The sequence below is a fragment of the Thermodesulfovibrionales bacterium genome (genome assembly GCA_035686305.1).
Classification (GTDB): Bacteria; Nitrospirota; Thermodesulfovibrionia; order Thermodesulfovibrionales; family UBA9159; genus DASRZP01.
Map to the genome: position 1 here is coordinate 1 of DASRZP010000039.1, position 24,064 is coordinate 24,064.

Below are 24,064 nucleotides of genomic sequence, written 5' to 3' on the forward strand. Positions count from 1 at the left end.
TACTGCGCCTGACCCTTCATCGCCAGTACCTTCGTGATCGCTGCCGTCAATGTCGTCTTCCCATGGTCTACGTGCCCTATCGTCCCTACGTTTACATGAGGCTTTACCCGCTCAAACTTTGCCTTTGCCATATCTCCTCCTTTATTCTCCTTTAACCTTTGCGATTATCGCATCAGCTATACCCTTCGGCACATCTTCATAATGGGAGAATTGCATGGTGTATGTTGCTCTTCCCTGGGTCTTTGACCTGAGATCAGTCGCATATCCGAACATCTCTGAAAGAGGCACCTCAGCCCTGATAATCTGGGCATTCCCCCTTTTTTCCATCGACTGTATCCTGCCCCGGCGCGAATTAAGGTCTCCCATGACATCACCCATATATTCTTCCGGCGTCACCACCTCCACGCTCATGATAGGTTCAAGGAGAACGGGCTTGGCCTTCTTTGCGCCGTCCTTGAACGCCATGGAACCGGCAATCTTAAAGGCCATCTCAGAAGAATCCACCTCATGGTATGAACCGTCGTAAAGGGTTGCCTTCACATCTACCACAGGATATCCGGCAAGCACTCCGGTATCGAGGGCTTCCTTGATCCCCTTTTCGACTGCAGGTATATACTCGCGCGGTATCGCACCGCCGACCACCTTGTTGACGAACTCAAATCCCTTTCCCGCCTCCACCGGTTCGAGCTCGATCAACACATGCCCGTACTGTCCGCGGCCTCCGCTCTGTCGTACAAACTTCCCTTCCGCTTTCGTCGCCATCCTGATCGTCTCCCGGTAGGCGACCTGAGGCTTACCGACATTCGCACCGACCTTAAACTCCCTAACCAGCCTGTCTACGATGATCTCGAGATGAAGCTCTCCCATACCGGAGATAATCGTCTGGCCCGTCTCTTCATTGAAAGAGACCCTGAACGAAGGGTCCTCCTGGGCAAGCTTTGCGAGGGACTGGGAAAGTTTCTCTTGGTCGGCCTTTGTCTTCGGCTCAATCGCTACGGATATAACAGGTTCAGGGAATTCTATCGACTCGAGGATCACGGGCGACTTCTCGTCGCAGAGGGTATCGCCGGTAAGGGTGCTTTTCAGTCCGACAGCCGCCGCAATATCGCCGGCAGCTACCTCCTTGATCTCCTCACGCTTGTTGGCATGCATCCGCAAAAGTCTACCGACCCTTTCTTTCGTATCCTTTGTGGAATTATAGACATAGGAACCGGCACTGAGGACGCCGGAGTATACCCTTATAAAGGTGAGCTGCCCAACATAGGGATCCGTCATCACCTTAAAGGCAAGGGCTGAGAATGGTTCTCCATCACCGGCCATTCTCATCACCTCGGAATCATCGGAAGGGCTTTTCCCTGTCACCGGAGGGACATCGAGGGGGGAAGGAAGATAGTCCACAATCGCATCAAGGAGAAGCTGCACTCCCTTGTTCTTGAATGCAGAGCCGCAGATTACCGGAGTCAGTTTCAGTTCAATGGTACCCTTTCTGATCGCATTCTTGATCTCCTCTTCCGCCACATCCTCGCCTCCGAGGAACTTTTCCATGATTCCTTCGTCTATGTCGGACAATGCCTCGATCATCTTTTCCCTGTACTCCTGCGCCTGAGGAAGGAGATCTTCAGGTACGGCATCTTCGACATATTTTGCCCCGAGGGTCTCATCATCAAAGTAGATCCCCTTCATGCGCACCAGGTCTATGGACCCTCTGAATCTATCTTCGGCCCCAATCGGGATCTGTATCGGAACGGGATTTGCGCCAAGACGGTCAACCATCGTCTTCACACTCATGAAAAAATCTGCACCCACCCTGTCCATCTTATTCATGAAAGCGATTCGCGGGACACCATATTTGTTGGCCTGTCTCCAGACGGTCTCAGACTGCGGCTCCACCCCAGCGACAGAATCGAATGCTGCTACGGCGCCATCAAGGACCCGTAATGACCTCTCGACCTCGATGGTAAAGTCAACGTGCCCCGGAGTGTCGATGATGTTTATCCTGAAGTCTTTCCAGGAACACGTGGTCGCAGCCGAGGTGATGGTGATGCCTCTCTCCTGCTCCTGCACCATCCAGTCCATAACAGCAGTGCCGTCATGGACCTCGCCTATTTTATAAGTAACTCCTGTGTAGTAGAGGATCCTCTCGGTAGTCGTGGTCTTTCCGGCATCTATGTGGGCCATGATACCAATATTGCGCGTCTTCTCTAAGGGAAATCTCGACAATGCTCAGCTCCTCTATCCTTCTTACCATCTATAATGTGCAAAGGCCTTGTTGGCCTCAGCCATGCGGTGGGTGTCTTCTCTTTTCTTTATGGAAGCTCCCGTATTATTAAATGCGTCAACCAATTCCCCTGCCAGCCTCTCTCGCATTGTCTTTTCGTTCCTTGCCCGGGAATAGTTGATAATCCATCTGAAGGCAAGGGCAGCCCTCCGCTGAGGCCGAATCTCGATCGGCACCTGATAGGTTGCACCGCCGACCCGCCGGGGCTTCACCTCGAGAACGGGCTTGACATTCTCGATGGCTGTCTTGAAAACCTTAAGGGGGTCATTCCCCGTCTTTTCCTTTATAATATCAAAGGCTCCATAGGTGATCCTTTCGGCTGTGGACTTCTTGCCGTCCTCTAGCATGACATTAATAAATTTACTCAGCAACTTACTGTTATATTTCGGATCGGGAAGTATCTCTCTCTTCTCTGCAACTCGTCTTCTCGGCATGTCTTACTCCGCTACTTTGGCCTCTTCGACCCGTATTTTGATCTTCCTCGCCTTCTGTCTGCAACTCCGACAGAATCGAGAGTGCCCCTGACAATGTGGTATCTCACCCCGGGGAGGTCCTTTACCCTGCCACCACGTATCATGACAATCGAATGTTCCTGCAGATTATGTCCAACGCCAGGGATATAGGCAGTCACCTCCATACCGTTTGTCAGCCTTACCCTTGCCACCTTTCTCAAGGCTGAGTTCGGCTTCTTCGGTGTGGTCGTATAAACCCTCACGCATACGCCTCGCTTTTGGGGGCAGTTCTTGAGAGCAGGACTCTTGGTTTTCCTCTCCACTGCCTTTCGTCCCTGTCTCACTAGTTGGGCTATTGTCGGCACTTCTCCTCCAATTCGGTTTCGGTACTAACGTTCTTATCCCCACGCTCAATGGGAGGCTTTTAACGGAAGACCTATATTACAAGAGAATTATTTTTTTGTCAAGAGTCTCTCGGGATTGCGGATGCCCGTTTCTGTAATAACGTCTGGAGTTATCCCGATTTGCCTTAAAACTGACACGGAACCCACAATCGTTATGCCGCTGCCAGTGAGCACGCCCTTTGAATCATACAGGGGCTTCCCCTTCTTGGCGCCTTTCACCGAATCTGAAACAAGGACAATCCTGTCATGTCCTTTGAGGGAGAAGATAAGCTTCAAGGTTTCTGGATGAAGATGGATCCCATCCGCTATTACCTCAATGTATATATCCCTGTCGAGGAGTCCAAAACCCGCCAGACCGGGTTCACGGTGGTGAAAGGGTCTCATGGCATTGAAAATATGGGTCAGTCCTCTTGCGCCGGCCTTCTTGCCGTCGGCTCCCTGCTGATAGGTTGCATCAGAATGTCCCATGCTCACTATGATTCCCGTCTCTGCGCACTTTTCGATTATCGTGAGGGCATTGGGCAGTTCAGGGGCGATCGTTATTATTCTGATGATCTCTTCGTATCCGGCGATGAGCTTTTTGAGCGCCGATAGCGCCGGTCTTATGAAAGACGCCTCGTCCAGGGCCCCACACCTCTGGGGGTTCAGAAAGGGCCCCTCGAGGTGAACGCCTAAAATGTCTGATGCGCGATGTGTGACGAATGAGCTGCCTTTTCTGTCTGTTATAGGGTATCCTGAATCCTCAATCCTCTTTCTCCTTTGCATTGCCATCGCTGTTCTCACAGCCTCCATATGCTGCCTCATCACCGGTATCGGTGCAGAATAGATAGTTGGAAGGATAGCGGCAGTCCCTGCCTTTCCGTGCAGCTCTGCTATCTTCAAGATTCCGAGAGGATCGGAAGTCCTGGTATCGTATCTGCCGATCCCATGGGCATGGAGATCAATAAATCCTTGCAGCCCCATAGGGTTTTATTCTACCATTGCACCTTCCGCTAATGTAAGATGTATGTCAGGAGAGGGGCCGTCGATCCTTTTTTCTTATACCATCAAAAGTGTTATAGTGTTTATCGATGCCATGAGAGAACAAGCGACTATCGTCAGCACATCAAATCCTCATGTTAAAGAGGCCCTCGTCATCAAGGAAAAGAGGAGCAGATACCGTCATCATGCTTTCCTTGTGGAAGGGCCTCACCTTGTCGATATGGCGATAGGGTCGGGAGCGGTTATAAAGAAGGTCTTTTTTACCGAGGACTATCTTTCACAACGGGGAGGGGTGCATCGGTTGCGGAACGTCAGAGACAGAGGCGCGCTCTTGTTTCGGATCAGCAGACAGATTCTTTCGACACTTGCAGATACCGAAACACCACAGGGCATTATCGCTCTGGTTTCTTACCATCCCTCAGCCCTCGACATGATTCCGGAAAAGGATATTCCCCTTCTTGTCGTTATCGACAGGATCCAGGATCCAGGTAACCTCGGGACCGTTATCCGGACCTCTGATGCGGCAGGCGCTGATGCACTCATAATCCTGCCGGGGACTTGTGACGCCTATATGCCGAAGGTGATACGGGCAACTGCAGGGAGTATCTTCAATATCCCCCTTGTGTACACAGATGCCGCTTCCTTAACAGCACATCTCAGGGGAAAGGCGATAAAACTCCTCGTGACCGATGCCCACGCATCCGAAAGCATCTATGATGCCGACCTTTCAAGACCTCTTGCCCTTGTCTTTGGAAACGAAACCGAAGGGGCTAGCAAGAAAATGAAGGAACAGGCAGACGCCCTGATAAAAATACCCATATTCGGCAGGGCCGAAAGCCTGAACGTAGCACTTTCTGCTGCCATATTCCTCTTCGAGGCTGTCAGGCAGAGGAAAGGGCGTTCCTGATCGTCTCTGCGATCTCTTTCATGTTATGGGGTTTCTGGATTGCTGCCCTTCGATGCATAAAGTTCGAGGGCTTCCTGGCCATCAGACGCTTCAAGGACCTCATATCCGAGTTCCTGCAAAACATCCCGTGCACCTATCCCAGAATACTTTTCCCCTCGGCGAGTCTCCTGTATATGACCAATCCGCCTGCCAAAGCACCCAGGAGCCAGAGAGAGCCTGACAGATAATAGCCGAGGATGAGCTTTCCGCTTCCGATCGTCAGCCCAATGATAAAGATGCAGCCCCACAACCAGCCCTTGAGAGCATCATCGAGATTGCTGCCGTTCTTTGGTTCATCGAGGAGTTTCTCGATCGGTCTCCATCCTCCCCCGCCGGGTGATGTCTTTCTGAAAAACTCGATGAGCTTTCGTTCCTCCGTAGGTTTCGTGAGATACGTCACCAAAAGCCAGACTGCCGTTGATCCCCCAATGATCATGATGAGCTTAATGTAGTAAGGGGCATCGCTCAGTGATGAATGGGTATAGGCAAGTATTGTAAGAAGAGTCGAGGCGAGCATAGCCGAGATCTCGCTCCATGCATTTATCCGCCACCAGAACCACCTCATGATGTAAACAAGTCCTGTGCCCGAACCAAAGGCAATCAGGAATTTAAAAACACCCACGATTGATGTTGTGTAGTATGTGATCACCGCTGTTAGAAGAGAGAGGACGAGGGTGGAAAGGCGGGCCACATTCACGTAGTGTCTTTCAGGAGCAACCTTCTTCAGAAAAGGCCGATAAAAATCGTTCACAAAATAGGCTGACGAGAGATTCAGGTAGGTGCTTAGGGAGGACATAAATGCCGCAAAAAAGGAAGCGAGCATCAGTCCCCTCAGCCCTGACGGCAGGAGGTTGACCATCATCTGCGGATAGACGGCCTCGTGGTCTTCGACCTGAGGGTAAAGAACGAGCGATGCAAGTGCCGCGAGAACCCACGGCCATGTTCGAAGGGCATAATTCGCCACATTGAAATAGAGGGTTGCGTACAGGCTCTGTTTCTCGTCCCTGCACGATGACATCCTCTGGACAATTACCCCCCCGCCGTCTGAAGAATATTTTGACCACCAGCTTAACCCGATATAGCCAAGGAATGTCATACAGGCCATGCCGAAGAAACCCTCGTCCAGGGGCGGGAAAAAACCGAGGGCCCTTTGATCAAGATGGGTCTTCATGACGGAGATGCCTCCAACTGAGTTGACAGATGCGGCGGCAAGGACGATTGCCCCGATCATAGCGATAATGAACTGAAAAAAATCGGTTGTGACCACACCCCAGTAGCCTGATAGCATGGCATAGGCGAGGGTAACTGAGCTCGCCGCGAGAATGCTCTCCCACTTACCCCAACCCATGCTCACATCAAGGATCTTTGCCATGGCAAGGATGATCTGTGCCTTGATGATCGTATGGATCACCGCAGAGAAGTAGATCGCCTTGAAGCCCCTGAGCATCGAGGCCGATCTACCGGAGTAGCGGATCGTAATGAGCTCAACGTCCGTTAAAACACCGAGCCTGCGCCAGAGCCGGGCGAAGAAGAAGACAGACATCATCCCCGAAAGAATAAAGCACCACCACTGCCAGTTCTCATAAATACCATGCTGCCTCACGAGGCCCGTCACATAGAGGGGGGTATCGGCAGAGAAGCTCGTCGCAACCATCGAGGTCCCTGCGAGCCACCAGGGGAGATTTCTTCCTGAGATGAAGAATTCGCTCATACTTGACGACGCCCTCTTTGTAAAATAGAGGCCGATGAGGAGAGAGGCGATCATATAGAGGAGAATAATCGTCCAATCAAGCAAGGAAAGATTCATCTGAAGCTCCCTTTCGGAATCAATGCTTCCCCTCCTTGCCAAGCTCAGAAAGAGTGAGGGACGGTTCATGGGAACCGCTTTACCGGCAAACGTAAATCACGCCCAGCAAGGGTGGAGCCTGTATCCCCAGTCGAGGGATAAGCGCTGTGATATTATATACCATGCCGAAGGCGATATCACAACTCGACACTGGGTTATTCTTCCTGATTAATCAGCACCTTCGGAACAGTTTCTTCGATGCGGTGATGCCGTTTATCACACACTGGTCCTATCTCATCATCCTTCCCCTTCTTTTCGCAGTCTTCTTAAGAGACAAGAAAGATGGCCTCGTAATCTTTGTTGTGGCCTCCTGCTCGCTGCTCCTCGCTGATGTTGCGGGCAGCGCCGTCAAGCATCTCATACAGAGACCGAGACCCTGCGATGTCCTGGAAAACGTTCACCTCCTTGTCGGGTGCGGCAAGGCCTTTTCGATGCCCTCAAACCACGCCACAAACTCCTTTGCTTTTGCTTTCCCTTTCGTTGTCATGTCCGGGAGTCGTCTGAGATACCTCTTCGCCGTTGTTGCCGCTCTCGTCTGCTATTCGCGGGTCTATGTCGGTGCTCATTATCCGGCTGACGTTCTTATCGGTGCACTCCTCGGATCACTCATGTCTATGTCTGTTGTCTATCTCTACCGGTGGTCGGAGAGGAGATTCAGAGATCGGCCTTACACCACGGTCCTCATGGTATTCTTTCTTGCTCTCAGCCTGTTCAGGACATACTTCATCCTCGACGGCCCCCTCGATCTCAGCCCCGACGAGGCCCACTACTGGGAATGGTCACGGAGGCTCGATCTGAGCTATTACTCCAAGGGGCCTCTGATCGCCTACCTCATTGCTGCCGGCACATCCCTCATGGGCGATACCGTCTTCGGCGTTCGATTCCTTGCAATCGTCTTTTCGACCCTTACGAGCATTCTTCTCTACAGGCTCGGCAGAGAGTTTTATGGTGAAACGACAGGCACGGCATCGGCATTGCTCTTTCAGGTGATTCCCCTCTACGCCCCTTTTGGCGTGATCTTCACCATAGATTCGCCGTTTCTCTTTTTTTGGGTGCTCTCGTTGTATCTCTTCTGGAAGGCGATAGACCATGAAAGGTGTCAGCAGGATGGAAAGCTTCAGGGTGCCGGAAACTCTGGTTCTCCGCTGTCAGGGCAGCTCCGCTCTTGGCTCCTGCTTGGGCTCTCAATAGGCCTCGGTCTGCTCACGAAATACACGATGGTCTTTTTCATCTTCTCCGCATTCCTTTTCCTGATCTTTTCCGGAGAGAAAAGGGCGCTCCTCAGAACCGGTCTCCCCTATCTTTCCATCCTCGCGGCTTTTGTCGTTTTTTCCCCCGTGCTCATCTGGAACGCACAGAATGGCTGGGTGACGATAAAACATACCGCCGGTCAGGCCCACGTGGCAGAGGGCCTGAGGATATCGATAGAGAGCTTTCTTGAATTTGTCGGCTCACAACTCGGCGTCATAACACCTGCCATGCTGGTTATGATGACGTATGCCATCTTCAGGGGTTATCCCTCTGCGTTGAGCGCCCCGTCTGCCTTCCTCTTCTGGTTTTCCGTCCCCATCGTTCTCTTTTTTGTCCTGAAGAGCCTCCAGGCAAAGGTCCAGGCGAACTGGGCAATGACGGGTTATATCACCGGGATCATCGCCTTCTCAGAGCTCTACGTCAGCCGGTGGAAGCAGAACAGTCCAGGGAAGAAGAGGCTCGTCATAATCGCAGTTGCCTTTGCCCTTGCCTTGACGGCCGTTGCTCATTTCCCTGCAACCTTCTCGATCCCCGTGAAGCTCGATCCCTCGGCGAGGCTCAGGGGATGGCAAGAACTCGGCAACGAGGTGGCCGCAATCTATTCAGCTATGGCAGGAACGGGAAAGGTCTTTATCTTCTCCGACAGCTACCAGACGTCGAGTGAGCTCGCCTTTTATGTGAAGGGTCATCCCGTTACCTACTGTGCCAATCTGGGGAGGAGGATGAATCAGTATGACCTCTGGCCAGGTTTTCATCATCTCATCCATTATGACGGGATTTTTGTTACAATAGGCGATGTTGATCTGGACCCAAGAATCAGGGAGGCCTTCCAGGCTTTTGATAAACGTCTCCTCAAGGTTAACGACAAGGGGCGGCCTCTCCGTGAATATTCGATCTTCATATGCCGTGATTTTAGAGGCATGAGAAAGGAAGCGATAGGGAGTTATTGATGGCGGTATCAGTAGTCGTCCCTCTTTATAATGAGGAAGAGAATGTAGAAATCCTCCATGAGAAGCTCAAGGAAGCACTTGAGGCCATGGGAGTCGAGTACGAAATCATCTATGTCGATGACGGGAGCACTGACCGCACTCTGACACTCCTTGAGCAGATACAGACAAAGGATTCCTCGGTGATCGCCCTCAGCCTGAGGAGGAATTTCGGACAGACCGCTGCCTTTGCAGCGGGATTCGATTTTGCCAGGGGAGACGTCATCGTCACCATGGACGGCGACCTCCAAAATGACCCCAATGATATACCGAAACTCCTTGAACTCATAAAAGAAAACGACCTCGTGAGCGGATGGAGGAAGAGGAGAAAGGATCCCTTTTTCAGCAGAAGGCTGCCGTCGACTATAGCCAATTGGGTTATTAGCAGGGTGACGGGGGTCAAACTCCATGATTACGGCTGTTCCCTTAAGGCTTACCGGAGAGATGTCATCAAGAACCTGCGCCTCTACGGCGAAATGCACCGCTTCATCCCTGCCGTTGCGAGTTGGTACGGGGTGAGGATCGCGGAGATCGAAACCGCCCACCACCCAAGACTCAGGGGGAAGTCGAAATACGGCATATCAAGGACCGTGAAGGTTGTTCTCGACCTTATCACCGTCAAATTCCTCCAGAGCTTTTCTACGAAACCCCTCCAGTTCTTCGGCACCATAGGGATAACGGGTGGCTTTCTCGGCTTTATCCTGCTCTTCTATCTGACCATTGAAAAGCTCATCCTCGACAAGCCAATCGGAGGCAGACCCTTGCTTCTTCTCGGAGCACTTCTCATCATCGTGGGCTTCCAGTTTATCGGCATGGGCCTTCTCGGTGAGATGATCGTCAGGGTCTATCATGAGACCCAGCGCAAACCGATCTATGTCATAAAAAAAGTCCTTGGGCCTGAGAGATAATACCACACCGTCTCGATCTCGTCCGGCGGGCGGCAGGAAGATGGCGTTCATAGCCCTCAAGGTCCTCGTCAGTTCAGGCCTTCTCTATGCGGTCATATCAAAGGCAGGCATCCACAAGGTAAGCGCGACAATCAGCCGTATTGATCCCCGTTCCTTCGCTCTCGCGAGTATGATCTACATCCTCTCCATCTTTGTGTCAAGCCTGCGATGGCAGCTCCTTCTTCCCAAAGGCTTTCGCCTCAGAAAACTCTTTTCCCTCTATCTCATCGGATCATTTTTCAACAACATCCTCCCGGGGATCGTCGGTGGTGATGCGATCAAGGCTTACTATCTGTACCGTGACACCGGCAAGAGTTCCCTGTCCATCGCCTCCGTCTTTACGGACCGGTATATTGGTTTTGCGGCATTGATGCTCTTGGGGCTCGCGGCCTACCCCTTTGGCCTGAACTACTTCAGTGGTTCATACATAGAGTGGGTTCTGCCCCTCATCGTACTCATCTTTGTCACCGGAAGCTTCGTGGTCTTCGGGTTAAGGATCGGTAACAGGTTCCGTCTTGTGTCCCAGTTTTACGACTACCTTTCGTTCTATAAGAACCAGAGGATCACTGTCCTGAAGACCTTTTTCATCTCCCTCATACTACAAATAACAAACATCTGCGCCGTTTACATCATCTGTCTCGGACTAAAGGTGGACATCCCTCTGCTTTCGCTCTTTATATTCATCCCCATCATCTCGACGCTCGCAACCATACCGATCTCCATATCTGGTCTCGGGGTACGAGAGGCGTCTTTTGTCTTGCTCCTCGGTTTCCTTGGGGTCAGCCCGATGCACGCAACAGCCATATCCTTCGCCTGGTTTCTATCAGTTGCCGTGGGAAGCCTCCCGGGCCTCGTTGAATACCTCAGATACAAGAGGGTGGCGTGAACAGCATGGTCATGTTTAGAGTGTCTCGCGGGACGGCAAAGTCGTGGACCACACAAGAAGGAAACTGATAGAGCAAGGCCCCGACTCCGTAGCTTCTTCGTAAAAAGAGAGGACTCCGCTACCATTAACTACTCACAGAACCTGACGCTGCCGAACATCCCGATCATTATGCGGAGTAGCAGCGAAATTCGTTAAGAAGTCAGGACCGAGGGCCAGGTATTGATCACAGCAAGAAAGACCTGAAGACGTCCCTTGTGCTGCAATGTGCTTGCTCTCATCTTTACGCTAAGCAGAACTGAATCGTTCTATTCTCAGTATTCATCATCTCTGTTAACAACATGCTATTCTCTTTAAGCCATTCTCGTTTTCTTTTGTAATCGGGGATTACAGATTCCACTTTTTCCCAGAATCCAGCAGAGTGATCAGCATGTATAAGATGACAAAGCTCATGGACAACTACATAATCAAATACCGATATTGGGGTCATAATTACCTTCCAGTTAAAACGAACAATCCTGGAATGAGAACAACTCGCCCATCTCTTGGCCTGATCCCGAATGATTATTTTTAGGGGCTTTTTCCCTATAGGAATGGTGTATCTCTCAATCCGTTCGTTTATCTTTTCCTTCGCATGGTCCATATACCATTTCAAAAGGCTCTCAGACACAACTCTTGATGCAGCTTTTCCTTTTATTCCTCTATCAATTTCAATCAGGAACCTACCATTTACTAATTTACAGGTCGGCCCCCGTGCACCGTCTGACCTTAGAATCTTAAGGCGGTATTGACGGCCCAAATAAGGGAATGATTCCCCACTTACAAATTCTTTGAGGATGCCAGCGTTGAATCTTTTCAGCTTCTCCTGCTTCTGAACGATCCAGCGAGCTCGTTTCGATACAATTTCCCTTATCTTTTCTGGTTCCAGAGATTGCGGAGACAGAACCAAAACAGTCGAATCCGAGTGTATATGCAGAGCAACTGTTTTCCCCCGTTTGCCTCGCTTGATCAAATAAGAAATTTTTTTATTGCCGAACGTTATCTGGTTCATGCTAAAGGTCCTTCATTCGAATGGTTGCAAGGTTTACAATACCGTAGATCAGGGGCTCGATTTCTCCTTTCGGACATCCTTTGGCTTTTAGTTTTCTCCGAATAACGCTCCTCATTTCGCGGACAATATCTTCTTTTTCGGGCCAATCAATAACACGCCTGTCTTCAATTACTCTCATAATCTCTTTTGTAAACGCAGCCTGCTCCTTATCAGAATTGTGGAAGAGGGTTTCTTTCAGTGGCTGGAGCAGTCCATAAAACGCTAACTCCTTTGTATCCTTTAATCCCAGCGATTTGGCATAAACCTCTCTCCTCGCTTCGTGCTCCTTCATTTCCAAAAGCTTTTTCAGATATTCAGCCTCGTCTTTTCTCTCTTGCCTGTCCTCTGCAATCAATGATTCGAGCTTATCTTTGAGCGAACCATAAAAAACAGGATCTTCGGATATCTTTTCCAGAATAGTCTGTTTTATGGCATATTCAATATGGCTCGCCTTTGCCCTTACACTGCCTTTAGCTTCAAGCTTTTCCCTAAAATCAGGCGCAGTAATATTAATGGGTTCAAGAATCTCCTCTATGCCCGTATCCACTATGTGGGCGTGAATGAGGGTCTCAACTTTCTTGCTGCAATCTTCAAGGCCTAGTCGATCGTCACGATATAGGTTCTTGGCACCCTCACGGATCGCTCCCAAAAACTTGAAGTCTTCGATATGTGGGCTGACTATCGGGTCCGGCATAAGAAAATCCATGCTTCTTGCAAGTTCTCTGAATGTCATGTCGAAGTGTGCCCTCACGTCCTCCGGCTCCAGTATCTCCATGCATTTCTGCAAAATGTCTTCAGGTCTGGCTCCTGACCGCTTCACCTTTTCGAAGAATTTCATGGTCTCTTTATGCCAGTAAGCAAGATTAGCCAGTTCTTTTTTGACATCCTCAGCTCCGAAGATACCTTCAAGGTCTTCCTTATCAAACATCACCAATGCCTCAGCGAGTTCTTTACCAACGCCGACATAGTCGACCACGAGCCCGAAATTCTTTCTGGGAAAAGTGCGATTGGTCCTTGCGATTGCCTGGAGAAGGGTGTGCTCTCTCAACCGTTTATCCAGATACATCACCTGTTCGACAGGGGCATCAAACCCGGTCAGGAGCTTATCGCAGACGATCAGAAATTCCAGCGGATTCCTTGGATCGATAAATGCCTCTTTAATACTCTCTTCTTTTTCAGGCGTGAGTTTGTATCTCTCCTTCCACTCTCTTGGGTCATCATTGCCTACGGTCATTACCACCACTGAGCGCTCCGGTGATATGAACCTGTCAAGGGTATTCTTATACTTGACTGTGCTCTCCCGGTCGACTGTCACCACCTGTGCTTTAAAGCCGTTCGGCCTTATCACAGCATTGAAATGATCGACTATGTCCCTCACAACCTTCTCGATACGCCGTTCCGCTTTGGAGAGTGTCTCGACAGTGGCGTATTTCCTTTTCAGTCGTGCCCTTTCCTCCTCCGTCTTGTCGTAAAAGAGCTCGTTGAACAGATTATCGATGGAATTGCCGACCACCTGAAGCTTTACCAGCCTACTCGCGTATTTGACCGGGACAATCTCCTCATCATCTTCCGCGTTTTTGATAGTGTAGGCATCGAGGTATTTTTCGCCCGCCGGACTGAAATGCCGATATGTGTTTCTGTCGCGCTTATCAAGAGGTGTCCCGGTAAAGGCAAAGAATGATGCATTCGGGAGCGCCTTTCTCATGTTCAAGGCATAAAAGCCGTATTGTGTTCTGTGGGCTTCGTCTGTCATCACAATAATATTGTCAGACTTTGATATGGGCTCATCCGTCTCTTTTCTGAAGAGGAAGACCGTAGTGAGGATCGTCTGCCCGACATTGTGACTGAGCAGTTCATAGAGCTTCTTATGCGTGCCGCCCTTCTCCTTTATCTGGATCGGATTCGGGAAATTGCAGTTCCTGAAGGTCTTGCCGATCTGCTTGTCAAGGTCAACCCGGTCTGTAACAATGATGATTGTGGGGTTTTTCAGCCTTTTCTCTTCACGCCTCAGCTTGACCGCAGCATAGAGCATGGTAAGAGACTTGCCGGAGCCCTGCCAATGCCAGATTATGCCCCGCTTTTCATCTTCCTGGGTCACCCGTTTGAGAATCTTATTGACTGCCCTGAATTGCTGATACCTGCAGACCTTCTTGACTGTCTTTCCCTTGTCATACTCATAGACAATAAAATTCCTGATGATATCCAGCAGATTGTTCTTATTGAGCACCCCGGCGATGAGCACTTCCTGGGCAGTGGGATTATCTGATAAGTCGCCTTTCTCGATGAGTCCAAGCTCAAGCATCTCCCTGACGCTCGGATGTTCAGCCATATTCGGGAACTTCTCAGTGCCTTTATCTTTCCATTCGTGGAATTGCTCAGGTTCTGCGCCGACTGAACCATACTTTGCGCCGAAAAGATTCAAGCCAATAAGTATCTGATTCGTGTGGAACAACTGCGGAATCTCTTCCTGATAACGGACGAGTTGAGTCAGCGCCTTACTTAATCCGGTCTGCTTTGCGACAGGACTTTTGCATTCAATAACAACAAACGGGATACCGTTTATAAAGATGACAATATCAGGTCTGTCTGTTTCAGACGGGCCTTTTACCCAGAACTGGTTGACGACCAGAAACTCGTTATTGTCGGGGTTATCGAAATCTATGAACCGGACAGTTTTTTTCTGCCTCTTCCCACCAATGTCCTGATCGATGCATATCCCGGCGACAAGGTCTTTATGAAACTTTTGATTGGCCTCGATAAGCCCTTCGGCCTGAATATGAGTGACACGCCTGACGGCCTTCTCGATTCCATTGTCGGCGACATCTTTATTGATCTCTTTCAGTTTCTTCCTCAGCCTTGAGACAAGAACAACTTCCCGCCTGCTCGTGCGCTCGCAGTGCTCTTTCAATTCAGGGTCTAATTCATCGCCGTTGATATACGTATAACCGAGCCGCCTCAACTGCTCGATGGCAGGCTTTTCGGAAAGGTTATCTTCATTAAATATCGACTTTGGCATGTTAGTGCAATTTTACTCTAACTCTGCCGGTTAATAAAACCTGCATGAGGGATTTTTTGAGAGATTTAAAATATGTTTTCTGCACTTCCTCTTGTTTTATCTCTGTATGTGTGGAACTGAGAACTTCTGCAATTTTCTTTTGTTCTGGAATCGGAGGTAAAGCTATGGGCGTTTCTTCAACCTGCAAGGAATTTAGATGTGGTTGAGCAGACCTTTCCCTAAGCGATGCAAAATACCCTTTCTGGATGATGTTTGACAGCAGGTAGTTAGTTAAAAATATGGAATTAACTCTGCTCGATGGAGTCACCACCAAATCGTAACCAGCAACCGCCCCTTCCCATTCTTTGGTAATAAGCCCTATATCGCCCGTATATGCACCGCTACGAACCACTATAATGTCACCTTCTGTTAAAAAAGGATTTCGAGATGTAGGAATAGCCTCACGTTTAACTGATATCAAGCCAGTCTTGCTGATTGCTCCTTCGTGTATGTTAGTAGCTCGAACCATTGGAATTCCATTATCATCTAATGCAGGAGGCTGACCCAGTCCATAGCGAACATTCGCAATTTCTTTGAGCCTTGCTACTTCCCACTCCTCTGGTATTGCTCCAATCTCTGTCTTCCTAAACTTCTTATGCCCGATACCGCGAGTGAGGAGTTTCTGCATCAGCCCTTTCCTGAGTTCTTTTGTCTTCTCAATAATCCTGTCTGTCTCCTCAATGGCATCATCTACAGTCGTCAAAATCTCAGCGATCTTTTTTTGTTCGGGAATCGAGGGGGCAAAAATCATGAAATCAGAAAGGTCTTTTCTGTTTATAGATTCAAATGTACTCCCTTGTGAAACCTTTTCCAATGCCTTTCTGTGAAAGAGCATTGACTGATGCAAAAAGCTAGAATCTATTTTAGTAGCTCGTATCGCTCCAAGCCCTCTGCCAATACAACATTCGTGAGGTGTAATGTTGATTTCACCAACAGGAGCACGCACACTAATTAAGATATCACCTTCTTGAGCAATCTTTAGAGGCCTCTTACACCACCTCCGTGCGGTTGGATACTTTGGGCCAAAATCAGCATTACCCTGATAGAATGGCAATCCTTCTTCATAATCATGACAATCTTGAGAAGAAGGAGACTGTCCCATATTGATTTCTGTTACTTGAGATAATGACAAGACTTCCCAATCCACTGGTATCTTCCCTATCGGCGTGTCTTTAAGCTTAATTCCTGTTTGTAGACTTCTTACCTGACTCATTCTATACTTTCGCTTCTTCCGCACCAAACACTCTTATAATAAATTCCTCAAAAGCCTTTGAATAGCTCTCCTGCCTCACATTCCTGCCGGGGATCGGTGGGATGTCAATACCGCTTCGGGCGAATTCATTGCCCACAATTTCCATCGCATCTCTCAGCTTTGAGCTCTTCATATACTCAGACTTCATCTCTCCAATCTCCAGAAGAGTTTCCCATACCTTTGACAAGGCTTCAAAAAGGGCGATCCAATCTATCCAGACTGGTTTTCTGATCTCCTCAAAACTGCCCCTTGCCAGAAACTCCCACCAGCGCTCCTGTGAAAGCCAATATTCAATTTTTCTTTTTCCTCTTATCCTTGTAAGTACAAGCCCAGATTTCGAAAGCTCAATGAGCGCGTCCTGCGCGCCTCGGATCGAGATTCCAATTGCCTTCGCAATCTCGGCGGGGTGCCCTCCTTCATGGGTTAGAAGATAGAGGATGCACTCAGCTCTGCTGCCGACGCCGAACAGCGCCCGGAGCATGAACCTGAGAGTCGATCTTGAGATTGGGATCACTTCCGTGGATTTAGTACTGAGTTTAAGCACATTACGTACAAACCCGTACTTAAGAAATGAACTATCATTCTCAAGCAGAGTTAGAAGTTTGCGAGCTTTGGATACTTTCTCTTTGAAAAGATTTTCAGGGTTCTTAGGTAAGTTCCTAAGACAAAGCCTGGCAAGATTGCTCCACTTCCTCTCCTGTCCCTGTGCGGCAAGAAACGCTGATATAGCGCCCATGAGACGAAATGTTTCGTCAGGACTTTTTCTGAGAATTCCCCTCAGCCTCTGGATATCGATCCACTGTCCATTCGTGACAAGCCAATCCATAACCTCATCGAAAAGCCTCGGTTCGTAACGTCCGATATTAAGCGTGAATACGAGCAGCACTTCAGGGTCAATGACCCAAGGGTCTTTTGTCCCCGCCTCGCCGAGAACCCCGAGAGTGGACCACTGCCTCCAGAGAAAGCCAAGGACGTTATCAAGGAATATATCTCTAAAGTCTCTCTGCGACATCTTCATGCCCCATGTGTCTTAACAGGTCTTTCACACTTTGCCTGTATGTCTCGGATACATCATGTGTCATACTCCAGCGGGCAGCTCTTTCCAACTCTTCCGCGCTGGGCTCTAAGGACAAGAGGTCATTATAGTGTTTTCCTATCCCCTGATCTACCGCTGCGTAAAGCTTGAAACAGATCTGGTCGTATCTGCTGAGGAAATGGATGATCAACGACTTCCCAAACTGTTTTGTCTCAACTCTGTCCATCAAACCTTTCGGCAGACCGAAGTCGACTGCGGAGGTCGGTCCTGTATTAAGCCACTTTTCGGGGAGATTAAAGTCCCGAGCCACCTTCTTAGCGGCTTGTTCAAGTTCTTGAGGAAAGGGCTCGGCTTTCTTAAGATGGACTTTTCCCTCAGAATTTCTCTCAGTAAACGCGACGACATCAACATCCTTTGTCACACGCCTGACGAGGCCGAGCACATTCAGCGCAGAGCCACCGCAAACAACCAATTCGGGTATTGCCACATTCGTTGCGTCCAACTGTTCTCCCAATGCGCCCAGTATTTTTTCGATTTCTTTCTTGTCCTGAAACATGGCTAAATCCTGTACCCAAGTTCCTCCAGGAAAGCATTCATCTTGTCTTCTGTCCTCATCCGTTCCTTTTTTAACTCTTTCAGTTCATTAATAACCTTCTGAACGTCAATCACCTCTTCTTCTTCCGTTACATCAATATATCTGGCAATATTGAGGTTGTACTCGTTCGAGCGAATCTCATCCAGTGAGACAGGACGGCAGTACTTCTCGATTGCCTTGTATCCCCTATAAGCTTCAACAATCTTCTCAATATCCTGTTCCCTGAGCCTGTTCTGGTTTTTCCCTTCGAGATAATCGTTGGCGCCGTAAAGAAAGAAGACTTTTCCTTTACGCTCTTTGGCCTTGTTCTTATTAATCACAAAGAGACATGCAGGAATGCCGGTCCCGTAAAAAAGGTTTGAGGGCAACCCTATCACAGCCTCCAGCAGATCCTCTTCCAGAATGCCCTGCCTGATCTTGCCCTCAGCGCCTCCCCTGAACAAAGCCCCGTGGGGAAGCACCACTCCTGCCCTTCCCGTTGCATTTAGAGTTGTGATCATGTGCTGAACAAAAGCATAATCACCGTAACCTTTGGGTGGTATACCGAAGCGGAACCTTCTGTAAGGGTCATGTTGGGCTTCCTCGTAACCCCAGTTCTTTAAGGAAAAGGGTGGGTTTGCAACAACAATGTCGAATTCCGTAAGTTTACCGTTTTCAGAAAGAAGTCTAGGCTTCCGGAGCGTATCGCCCTTTTCAAGCTTGACAGGTATCCCGTGCAGAAGCATGTTCATCTTGCAGATAGCCCATGTGCCTAAGTTTCTTTCCTGGCCATAGAGCGATATGTTCTTCCAGTTCTGATGGTTCTCTCGCAGATGATGTACCGACTGTATAAGCATGCCGCCGGAGCCGCAGGCAGGGTCGCAAATGCGCATCCTCTCATGAGGGTCCAGTATCTCCACAAGAAGCTTAACCACTTCTTTTGGCGTATAAAACTCACCGCCCTTCTTCCCGGCGTCATCGGCAAACTGGGCTATAAGGTATTCGTAAGCTCTTCCTAAAATGTCCGGATCCGAAAGGTTGGCATTGCGCAGGGAGATTTTGGAAAAGTGGGTAATAAGCTTTGAGAGTATCTCATCGGGAAGACGGTCCTTGTCATTAAAATCAGTGGCTGAAAGAACTCCTTCCAGTTTTCCGACGTTTGCCTCTTCAAGCGCTTCGTTGGCCGTATTAAGGACTTCTCCAAGGTTTTGAGTCTTAGTCTTTATGTAATTCCAGTGACCTTTGCGAGGGACGAAGAATTCATGTTCGTCCGGCGTCTTCCAGGCCAATTCCTTGTCCTTTGTTTCTTTTTCAATCCTTTCACCTTCCTCATCGAAGACGTCCGAAAGACGTTTCAGGAATAGCAATCCAAAGATGTAGTTCTTATAGTCAGAGGCATCTATGCTGCCCCGGAGTATATTGGCTGACTCCCAGAGATGGGATTCGAGTTTTTCTAACGTTATTTCTTCCATATCATCCTCTTGGATTAAGTGATATTTACTAGAATATAGCTTATTAGTAATTATTTGTCAATATTATAGTTTATCCGCACATCAAATACTGATATACTTTATAGTAATACAACCGTAAGGCAGTCAGGTCTTTCTTCTTGATTTTCTAGAAGCTTGGGTCAGCTATATGTGCTGTTGGCGGAAACCCGCAAAACTGACGACATGTTGCGTATGCTGAGTAGCAGGGTGTTATGTTGAGCACCACATAACAGGCGAACAGCGCAAGCTAATATTTCAGCTTGCGGCAAGTCAATGCGGCGATTCCGGTATAATAACTGTACGGGAAACGGAGAACCAGTTATGGCAAAATACGCGGCAACAATCGACGAAGATACACGGCAGAGCAAACCATGAATGGAACGAACCGATGTGATATAAGGCCGGGGCTTCGTGTTTCGATTGTATTGAAGAAGGACCAGCGCACCGGGGAACTCACTGAGGGGATTGTGAAAGACATTCTGACTAAGTCACCGTCCCATCCGCATGGAATCAAAGTTCGTCTTGAAGGCGGCGAAGTTGGACGCGTAAAGAAGACTTCTTGATGCCTTTTATGAAGACAGTATCTGCTTTCTATCCACCCGAACGCTTCGGCCTATAGCCAATTCCAGTCAACTCGGCCATGACTGCATCGCAATGGTCTCCCTGGATTTCCAGCGAGCTGTTTTTGACGGTCCCTCCGGTACCGAGTTTCGCCTTTAATTGCTTCAGGAGTTTCTCGCTGTCTTTCACCGAAACCTGAAGACCCTCGATGACGGTGACTGACTTGCCGCCCCTGCCCTTCCGGTCGAGGCGTACAATCGTTCCGGATCTTGCGGGACCGGCAGCCGCCGGATAATTGCGAGCAGCCGGCTTCTCTTTCCTCGGGACTGCATGCTCCGTCGAATAGACCAATTTGGAATTCTGTTCCGGCATAACGTCATTCTAACACGGGAGCGTTTCTTGAATTCATTCTCTTTCCTACGTGACAGGACTGTCGTCTTGATCAATCCTCTTTCGAGCCCTCCCGAATATATCGAAGGTGCGGCGCCTCGACTTCACTTCTCGCCCCCGGAATGACAATAAAACCGAAAGCTTTTCACCGACCGGTGGCGGACCTATGCGGACGATATTTGTCTGTGGTTGAACCGGGGGAAGGCTGATGGGCGGACCGACGATGGGCAAGCCCGCGCTGCAGAGGTTTCCGGACTTCTGCATTCCCCGATGCTGGCCTCCGCGGAGGGTCGCCTTGACCGGTCTTCCGGGCTTCTGAACTTCCGCTTGGGCGGATATTCTGCTGTGTAACGGCGCGGGCCCTGGATGGTTCCAGTCTATTTTGCTGCCGACCGCGCTGCGAGTTTCGCGGAGGGCGGGCAAACTCGGTATCGCGCGCCGGTGCAGCTTTCTTATAATCGAAGTCTTTCAGAGTGCGACGTTCTATCTTTTCACCGAGGAGGCGCTCGATGTTGCGGACCATGTCCTCGTCCTCACGGACGATAAACGTGAAGGCATCTCCGGTCTTTGCGGCGCGACCGGTGCGGCCGATACGGTGAGTGTAGGCGTCTGCGGTATCTGGCATGTCATAGTTGATGACGTGAGATATCCTTGAGACATCGATGCCACGGGCCGCGATGTCGGTCGCAACAAGGATCTGGTAAGAGCCGTCACGGAATCCGTCAAGTGCGGCCTGGCGTCTGTTCTGCGACAGGTTCCCCTGGAGCGACGCGGCGCGGTAGCCGGCCCTCTCCAGCTGCTGCCCCAAACGCTTGGCACGGTGCTTGGTACGCGTGAAGATGAGGACCGACTCTGTGTCGGTATGGCGTAGCAGTTCGAGGAGAAGCTCGGTTTTGAGGTGGTGATCGACCGGGTAGAGCGCATGCGCGACGGTGTCAGCTGGTACAGCTGGATCGATCTGCACGGTGACCGGGGCGCGCAGGACTTCGTGGGCCAGCCCCCGTATATCATCCGGCATGGTTGCGGAGAACAAGAGGGTTTGGCGCCTGGCCGGCACGTGCTTGATGATCTTCCGGATATCAGGCAGGAATCCCATATCGAACATGCGGTCTGCCTCGTCCAGCACGAGCACTTCCAGATGCGAAAGGTTGATCGTGCCCTGATGGATGTGATCGAGCAGACGGCCGGGACATGCAACGACGATCTCGACTCCTGCGCGCAATTTTTGTATCTGCGGGTTCGCGTTTACGCCTCCGTAGACGGTTGTGCTCCGGAGGCCGGTCTGCTGTCCCATGCTGCCGATCGCCTGATGTATCTGCTCTGCCAGTTCGCGGGTAGGGGCGATGACGAGGGCGCGGACGGTGCGACGCGGCCCTTTCATCAGGCGATCGAGAATCGGCAGAACAAAGGCTGCAGTTTTGCCTGTTCCGGTCTGGGCAAGGCCCATAACGTCGTGTCCCTGGAGAACAGGCGGGATGGCCTGGCGTTGGATAAGGGTTGGTGTGTTATAGCCGAGCGCCTTAACACCGGCCGCAATCCGCGGATGGAGATTGAACGAAATAAAACTCATGTATCCTTCTTTCTGTAGTAGTGTCCTTGTCACCCTTAATAGTGAAGCCCCCCTGCACAGCAGAGGGACTTCACAGGCCGGTCACAGTTTAACGACGTTGATCGCGTTAGGACCCTTCGGGCCCTTTTCAACGTCAAAGCTCACCATGTCACCTTCGGCGAGGGTCTTGAACCCGTTGCTCTGAATGGAAGCGTGGTGGACAAAGACATCCGAACCGTCATCTCTCGTAATGAAGCCAAAGCCTTTGGAATCGTTGAACCATTTTACTTTTCCTTTAGTCATTGCAATACCTCCTTTTCTCAAAATTAGAATCTCAGAAGGTCTCAACAAAAAAGCCACAAAGTCAAAAGTCTTTGTGGCCTCATAAACGGCAAAAACTTCCAAAAATCTACCTTACGTTACCACGCCTGCACCATTTTTGTCAAGGAAATTGAAGAATTACGACAAGCGAGTAATCCTCGATAATCACCTGTCATTTTCTGGTTGACAGCCATCCCTCCTTTGCTAGAATTGAGACAGGAGGAAAAGGTGGGCTCATATCGTCTTTGTCCTACTTTTATCATCTAAATAGACTTGACAAATACCTACTCAAGCTTTATTATAGGAAATAAAGCAGGATTGGGGTGAAGGAGAATGCCGGCCGTTAAAGATTATTATGAATTACTTGGCGTCAGCAAAGACGCGTCTCAAGATGATATCAAGAAGGCCTTCAGGAAACTTGCGCGCAAATACCACCCTGACTTGAACCCAGGAGACAAGTCCTCAGAGCAGAAGTTCAAAGAGATCAACGAGGCCTACACCGTGCTTTCCGACCCCAAGAAAAGGGAAGAGTATGATCATTATGGGAAAAGCCCCTTTGAAGCTGGTGGTCCATGGTATGAAGAGAGCAGGGCCCCAAGGTATGAAGATATCTTCGATTTCGGCATGGGGGACATCTTTGGAGACATCTTCGGTAGGGAAACGAGGGCAGAACAGCCCTATGCCAGAGGATCGGATGTTCTCATGGGTCTTACCGTCTCCCTTGAGGAGGCCTTCTCAGGCACCCAGAAGACCATAGCGATCAACCGCCAGACCTCTTGTCAATCATGCCGTGGAACAGGAGCGGAGACGTACGACGTCTGTCCCAGATGTAAAGGAAGCGGCAAATTGCAGTCTTCAAAGGGTTTCTTCAGAATGCAGCAGACCTGCAGTGACTGTGGAGGAACTGGCAAGAAGACAACCAGGGTATGCAAGGCCTGCGGAGGGAAGGGGATCATCTTCTCCACCGATTCCGTCAAGGTGAAGATACCTCCCGGCGTCGACAACGGTTCGAGGGTGAAACTGAAGGGCCTCGGCAACGCGGGTTCTCTTGGCGGGCAACCAGGAGACCTCTACATCGAGATTACGGTAAGAGCCCATCCCATTCTCAGGCGTGAGGGTGATGACCTGCATGTCGAGGTTCCCCTGACCTTCGGTGAGGCAGCTCTCGGGGCAAAGATAGAAGTTCCGACCATGGATGGCGTGGCGGTGATGACTATCCCACCTGGCACACAGAGCGGCCAGAAGTTTAAGCTGACAGGGAAAGGTTTTCCAGCACCGAAGACCGGGACAAGGGGAAACCAGTATGTGACTATCAAGATAGCGGTCCCAAAGGACCTGAACAACAGGACAAAAGAGGCAATCAGAGAAATAGAGTCATCTTACCGGGAGAATCCAAGGAAAGGATTATTCAACAGATGAAGGACTCGGAAGACAAAAAACAGCCGGTATTTATGATCAGTGTTGTCTCAAGGATGCTGGGTGTCCATCCCCAGACATTGCGGCTTTATGAACGTGAGGGACTGGTAGCCCCTTACCGGATAAAGAGGATGAGATTGTATTCGCAGGAGGATGTTGAACGGCTATCGATGATCATCAGGCTCACCCGTGAACTCGGCGTCAACAGGGCAGGGGTTGACGTCATCCTCAGACTGAGACACCGGTTGGAGGTCCTCCAGAAAGAGATGGATGAGATGATGAAATTTCTTGAGGATGACCTTAGGACCGATTTTGAACAGAGATTGAAAAAATTATTTTTTGAAGAGTAGGAGACA

At 49.9% G+C, this 24,064-nt stretch carries 21 protein-coding genes; 6 read left to right on the top strand and 15 right to left on the bottom strand.

The genetic code is table 11. The features are described from left to right. The 5 genes from VFG09_04145 to VFG09_04165 form a co-directional block, all read right to left on the bottom strand. Nucleotides 1-131 (bottom strand): GTP-binding protein (locus VFG09_04145; GenBank protein HET6514327.1); only part of this gene is annotated, 131 nt, incomplete at its 3' end. 10 nt (nt 132-141) lie between these two features. Beyond that, nucleotides 142-2,220, bottom strand: coding sequence for an elongation factor G (gene fusA, locus VFG09_04150; GenBank protein ID HET6514328.1), 2,079 nt, complete (start codon nt 2,218-2,220; stop codon nt 142-144). Nucleotides 2,221-2,241: 21 nt separating this feature from the next. Next, nucleotides 2,242-2,712, bottom strand: a complete 471-nt coding sequence (rpsG, locus tag VFG09_04155; GenBank protein HET6514329.1) for a 30S ribosomal protein S7 — start codon at nt 2,710-2,712, stop codon at nt 2,242-2,244. 11 nt (nt 2,713-2,723) lie between these two features. Continuing rightward, nucleotides 2,724-3,095: a 30S ribosomal protein S12 gene (rpsL, locus tag VFG09_04160; GenBank protein ID HET6514330.1), complete on the bottom strand. Its 372-nt coding sequence runs from the start codon at nt 3,093-3,095 to the stop codon at nt 2,724-2,726. Between the two features lie 87 nt (nt 3,096-3,182). Beyond that, nucleotides 3,183-4,097 carry a hypothetical protein gene (locus VFG09_04165; protein HET6514331.1) on the bottom strand — a complete coding sequence of 305 codons (915 nt, stop codon included), beginning with the start codon at nt 4,095-4,097 and terminating at the stop codon, nt 3,183-3,185. 43 nt (nt 4,098-4,140) lie between these two features. Between VFG09_04165 and VFG09_04170 the strand changes: the two genes are divergently transcribed. Continuing rightward, the gene (locus tag VFG09_04170) at nt 4,141-5,022 is read left to right on the top strand and encodes an RNA methyltransferase (GenBank protein ID HET6514332.1); all 882 of its coding nucleotides are present in this window, start codon (nt 4,141-4,143) and stop codon (nt 5,020-5,022) included. Nucleotides 5,023-5,155: 133 nt separating this feature from the next. On the opposite strand, the gene VFG09_04175 is transcribed toward VFG09_04170, so the two are convergent. Beyond that, nucleotides 5,156-6,868, bottom strand: coding sequence for a sodium:solute symporter family protein (locus tag VFG09_04175; protein ID HET6514333.1), 1,713 nt, complete (start codon nt 6,866-6,868; stop codon nt 5,156-5,158). 146 nt (nt 6,869-7,014) lie between these two features. Here VFG09_04175 and VFG09_04180 point away from each other — a divergent pair, with 146 nt between their 5' ends. Genes VFG09_04180 through VFG09_04190 form a run of 3 tightly spaced genes read left to right on the top strand, consistent with a single transcriptional unit; the run spans nt 7,015 to nt 10,977 of the window. After that, nucleotides 7,015-9,108, top strand: a complete 2,094-nt coding sequence (locus VFG09_04180; GenBank protein HET6514334.1) for a glycosyltransferase family 39 protein — start codon at nt 7,015-7,017, stop codon at nt 9,106-9,108. Then, nucleotides 9,108-10,052, top strand: a complete 945-nt coding sequence (locus VFG09_04185; protein HET6514335.1) for a glycosyltransferase family 2 protein — start codon at nt 9,108-9,110, stop codon at nt 10,050-10,052. Before VFG09_04180 ends, VFG09_04185 begins: the two co-directional genes overlap by 1 nt. Nucleotides 10,053-10,092: 40 nt before the next feature. Then, nucleotides 10,093-10,977, top strand: a complete 885-nt coding sequence (locus VFG09_04190) for a lysylphosphatidylglycerol synthase transmembrane domain-containing protein (protein HET6514336.1) — start codon at nt 10,093-10,095, stop codon at nt 10,975-10,977. Between the two features lie 280 nt (nt 10,978-11,257). Here the strand turns inward: VFG09_04190 and VFG09_04195 are convergent, their stop codons facing one another. From VFG09_04195 to VFG09_04235, 9 genes are all read right to left on the bottom strand, one after another. Then, on the bottom strand, nt 11,258-12,025 hold the full coding sequence (locus VFG09_04195) for a SprT family zinc-dependent metalloprotease (protein HET6514337.1): 768 nt from the start codon (nt 12,023-12,025) through the stop codon (nt 11,258-11,260). Between the two features lies 1 nt (nt 12,026). Further along, nucleotides 12,027-15,080: a type I restriction endonuclease subunit R gene (locus tag VFG09_04200; GenBank protein HET6514338.1), complete on the bottom strand. Its 3,054-nt coding sequence runs from the start codon at nt 15,078-15,080 to the stop codon at nt 12,027-12,029. A gap of 1 nt (nt 15,081) precedes the next feature. Continuing rightward, complete coding sequence (locus tag VFG09_04205; protein ID HET6514339.1) at nt 15,082-16,332, bottom strand: restriction endonuclease subunit S; 1,251 nt, start codon at nt 16,330-16,332, stop codon at nt 15,082-15,084. 1 nt (nt 16,333) lies between these two features. Further along, on the bottom strand, nt 16,334-17,383 hold the full coding sequence (locus VFG09_04210; protein HET6514340.1) for a hypothetical protein: 1,050 nt from the start codon (nt 17,381-17,383) through the stop codon (nt 16,334-16,336). Further along, complete coding sequence (locus VFG09_04215) at nt 17,364-17,894, bottom strand: DUF6036 family nucleotidyltransferase (protein ID HET6514341.1); 531 nt, start codon at nt 17,892-17,894, stop codon at nt 17,364-17,366. The genes VFG09_04210 and VFG09_04215 overlap by 20 nt, the downstream gene beginning before the upstream one ends. A gap of 71 nt (nt 17,895-17,965) precedes the next feature. Beyond that, nucleotides 17,966-19,453, bottom strand: coding sequence for a type I restriction-modification system subunit M (locus tag VFG09_04220; GenBank protein ID HET6514342.1), 1,488 nt, complete (start codon nt 19,451-19,453; stop codon nt 17,966-17,968). A gap of 609 nt (nt 19,454-20,062) precedes the next feature. Beyond that, on the bottom strand, nt 20,063-20,404 hold the full coding sequence (locus VFG09_04225; protein HET6514343.1) for a hypothetical protein: 342 nt from the start codon (nt 20,402-20,404) through the stop codon (nt 20,063-20,065). 163 nt (nt 20,405-20,567) lie between these two features. Further along, nucleotides 20,568-21,992, bottom strand: coding sequence for a DEAD/DEAH box helicase (locus tag VFG09_04230; protein HET6514344.1), 1,425 nt, complete (start codon nt 21,990-21,992; stop codon nt 20,568-20,570). 81 nt (nt 21,993-22,073) lie between these two features. Continuing rightward, the gene (locus tag VFG09_04235; GenBank protein ID HET6514345.1) at nt 22,074-22,280 is read right to left on the bottom strand and encodes a cold shock domain-containing protein; all 207 of its coding nucleotides are present in this window, start codon (nt 22,278-22,280) and stop codon (nt 22,074-22,076) included. A 345-nt stretch (nt 22,281-22,625) separates the two neighbouring features. On the opposite strand from VFG09_04235, the gene dnaJ reads away from it, so the two are divergent. Both dnaJ and VFG09_04245 read left to right on the top strand, forming a co-directional pair. Further along, entirely contained in the window at nt 22,626-23,711 is a 1,086-nt protein-coding gene (gene dnaJ, locus VFG09_04240; GenBank protein HET6514346.1) for a molecular chaperone DnaJ, read from the top strand. Next, entirely contained in the window at nt 23,708-24,058 is a 351-nt protein-coding gene (locus VFG09_04245) for a MerR family transcriptional regulator (GenBank protein ID HET6514347.1), read from the top strand. Before dnaJ ends, VFG09_04245 begins: the two co-directional genes overlap by 4 nt. The last annotated feature ends 6 nt before the right edge of the window (nt 24,059-24,064 follow it).